General features: G+C 43.1%; 4 protein-coding genes and 2 pseudogenes. All 6 read right to left on the bottom strand.

Annotation, left to right across the window (positions count from 1 at the left end; all coding sequences use genetic code 11):
* On the bottom strand, positions 1 to 532 hold a 532-nt coding region (locus Q0541_RS19205), incomplete at its 3' end, for a group II intron maturase-specific domain-containing protein (protein ID WP_298913661.1).
* A 31-nt stretch (positions 533 to 563) separates the two neighbouring features.
* Positions 564 to 950 (bottom strand): reverse transcriptase domain-containing protein, encoded by a 387-nt coding sequence (locus Q0541_RS19200; protein ID WP_298913658.1) that lies wholly within the window; start codon positions 948 to 950, stop codon positions 564 to 566.
* Positions 951 to 1,080: 130 nt separating this feature from the next.
* Positions 1,081 to 1,221, bottom strand: a complete 141-nt coding sequence (locus Q0541_RS19195; RefSeq protein WP_298913655.1) for a hypothetical protein — start codon at positions 1,219 to 1,221, stop codon at positions 1,081 to 1,083.
* A gap of 5 nt (positions 1,222 to 1,226) precedes the next feature.
* Positions 1,227 to 1,397 carry a hypothetical protein gene (locus Q0541_RS19190; RefSeq protein ID WP_298913652.1) on the bottom strand — a complete coding sequence of 57 codons (171 nt, stop codon included), beginning with the start codon at positions 1,395 to 1,397 and terminating at the stop codon, positions 1,227 to 1,229.
* A gap of 155 nt (positions 1,398 to 1,552) precedes the next feature.
* Positions 1,553 to 2,737, bottom strand: a pseudogene (locus Q0541_RS19185) (transposase); the annotation flags it as partial.
* Positions 2,710 to 3,003 (bottom strand): annotated as a pseudogene (locus Q0541_RS19180) (hypothetical protein); the annotation flags it as partial. The pseudogenes Q0541_RS19185 and Q0541_RS19180, both read right to left, overlap by 28 nt.

The following is a 3,003-nucleotide window of genomic DNA, read 5'->3' as shown; positions in this document are numbered from 1 at the left end:
TTATTTTAGCGATCGCTCTTTGGTGAAAAACTTTTTGGTTTACTGGGTATTGATCTTTTCCACCTTTAAATTTGGGTGTTGCATGGTTAACTTCCAGTACATCTTCCTCGCGGAAGTATAATCCGCAGTGAGTACATTTTCCTTTCTGCTTCTTCAAGAGTGTTACCACTCTTGTTGGCATTTCGGGATGTGCGCCCCTTCTTTTACTCCAGTAAATTTGGTTGCTATCATAAGGGCTAGCATCTCCTTTGACTTTTTCATGACGAACTATAGGAGTTTCACCATGTTTGAATAATCGTAGGGGATTCTTTTCCTGTGTGGTTGAAAAAACCCAATTATCACCGCCATTAGTGTGCCAATATTTATTTGACACCCATTTTCCAGATTTATTAGGGTGGCGATGTTTTGCCCATGCCTTTAACTTCTGGTACATTAAATAATCTTGATGGCGGTAAGCATCTTTGCTCACTACGCACGAGTAGTAGTTTGCCCATCCTCTAATGATTGGGTTTAATTTCCCAATTAGCTTCACTTGAGATGCTGTTTTATGGGTGTTGATGGTACTAACTACTTGTCATGTAATGTACCGTCTGCTTTTCTTGGCTGGGACTAATGATTGTTGTGAAACCAAGTAAAATTCCCTTAATGTTCTTTCCCGATGTGTGTTTATTCGCCGGGAATTGTTTGATATTGAACCCAAGAAAATTAAATCCTGGTTCATTGTCGTCATACTTGTTGAAAGTATGGGTCAGGCGTGTCTTACTTGGTTTCAGTTCCAAACCCATGTTTGATAGCCACTCAGCAATAATTTGCTGGCATCTTTGGACAACGGTTAAGTCTTCATGGAGAATCACAAAGTCGTCGGCGTATCGGATAATAGAAGGGGGTTGTTGTATCCTTTGTTTTCCTTTCCATTTTGTAGGAAAGGCTTGGAGTATCCGATTTTCCATCCCGTGGAGGGCAATGGTCGCAAGGAGTAGAGAAATAACCTCGCCTTGCGGTGTGCCTCAATATGTCACTGCCACAATTAAGATATTTCCTCATGTCTTGTAGTACAGCTTCTTCATCTAAAACTGGAGGCTAAACTATAACGGCGATCGCAGTCAACTTTTTAGAAGAGGCAAGGGGCAGAGAGCTATTTGCTGGAGGAGCGTGAGAAGCAATATCTCCCCACCCTCCCACCTCTTCCTCTGCTCCCCGCACAGGAGCCTTTTTACTCAACTGCTCTATTTCTCAACTTTCAAAGCCTCGATAGCTGTCTTTGTTGCTTCTAAAACGGATGCAACAGGTGATTTTGATTTTTTGCGACTTGGCACAGCATGAGGTGTGAAGTTTGCCCAAAATTCCCTGTCTGCAATCAAGATTTGTAGGGTTTTTCTGACAGTCTTTTCATTCATTAAACAGATTGCTGCCATGTTAGGGATTAATTCAAAACATCCGTCTTTTCCGGCTGGTCTAACTATGTGCCCATATAAACGATACTCTTGAAGATTAAGCCCATAGTGGGGTTTTTGTAGCAATCGTGCAGAAACTTACGCTAAGGCTGAAAGAGTTACCAGTAAAGAGTTTCAGCCCATGCTTTTGCTGCACTTTTATCAGAGCGCAAAGGACGCATCCCGCCATTCTTTAAAGACTCAGGCAAATGAAAGTGGTAGCGCCCTAACATATTAATATGGTCGTGTGCTAAAGGGGATAAGCGAGCTACATCATCTGGCATGACAGTTTTCTCTTCAGTACGTAAATGATTAAGAGCTACATCCAGGTAATAAGTGTTCCATAACACCAGTACGTTAACCACTAACCCCAATGCACTCAATTGCTCCTCTTGCCCCTCCCGGTAAGCTTGACGTAGCTCTCCTCGACGACCGAAAAACACAGATCTAGCTAAACTATGACGGCTCTCACCTCGGTTTAATTGGGCCAAGATGCGGCGACGGTAATCTTCATCATCGATATAGTTAAGCAAATACAAAGTTTTAGAAATTCGCCCCAATTCTGCAATAGCCTTGGTTAAAGTAGAAGGTTTTTTACTTGTATGCAAAGCCCGCATAATTTCTAAGGCACTGACAGTTCCCAACTTGAGAGACCCTGCCACTGGCAACATATCATCCCAATTCTGCTCAATCAATTCTGTCTTAACTGTAGCCCGTGCTAACTTATCTAGCACCCCGTAATCAGTGTTTTTGTCGAGCCGCCAGAAGCGGGCTTCTCCCGCATCTGCTAAGCGCGGACTGAACTGATAACCCAACAGCCAGAACAGTCCGAAAACCACATTACTGTAGCCAGAGGTGTCAGTCATTAATTCTCTGGGACGCAAACTGGTCTGTTGTTCCAGTAACCCTACCAGAACCACGAGAGAATCCTTCAAGGTTCCTGGGACAACCAAACCATGAAAACCAGTAAATTGGTCCGAGGTAAAATTGTAATAAGTAATACCACGCCCTTGACCAAAATACTTGCTGTTAGCCCCGGCATTGAGGGTACGTACAGGCACAACAAAGCGTAGACCATCAGCTGATGCAATTTCGCCACCTCCCCATATCTGCGCCAAAGGAATCTGAGCTTGAGCATCGACTAATCGTGCATTAGCTTGAATCAGAGTTTCAGGACGAATGTAGTTTTGCTCAACCCAAGTAAGTCTGCCACGAGTTAAGGCTAGGACATCTGAGCGCACTAAGGGGGTTAAACCAATATTACAAGCAGAGGCGATTAATACACCACAAATACTGGTGGATAATACGAAGTTGCCAAAGATAGTATTGTTACATTTCGTGATATTGAACACAACCAAGAAAATCCGACTTCTCCTTTAACAGTGGTTGGATTGTTCATCAACCACTGACACCGTTCAATCAAGACAATCTCTAAAGAATCGAGTGTATCAAATACTTGATTGGCTAATCGTTCTCTAAGTAATGGCCAGATACACTCGGTGGGGTTAAGTTGAGGAGTATATGGGGGAATAGAGTACATGATGATATCTTTTGGAACAGTCAGATGACG

The sequence above is a fragment of the uncultured Nostoc sp. genome, assembly GCF_937863485.1.
Lineage (GTDB): Bacteria > Cyanobacteriota > Cyanobacteriia > Cyanobacteriales > Nostocaceae > Nostoc.
The sequence above is the reverse complement of the archived record's forward strand: the minus strand, read 5'-3'. Positions and strand labels throughout refer to the sequence as shown.

What these genes read in the sequence shown, in the direction of transcription:
- Q0541_RS19200 (WP_298913658.1), bottom strand. Translation starts at nt 950, where the DNA reads ATGGAAAATCGGATACTCCAAGCCTTTCCTACAAAATGGAAAGGAAAA.
- Q0541_RS19190 (WP_298913652.1), bottom strand. Translation starts at nt 1,397, where the DNA reads ATGAATGAAAAGACTGTCAGAAAAACCCTACAAATCTTGATTGCAGAC.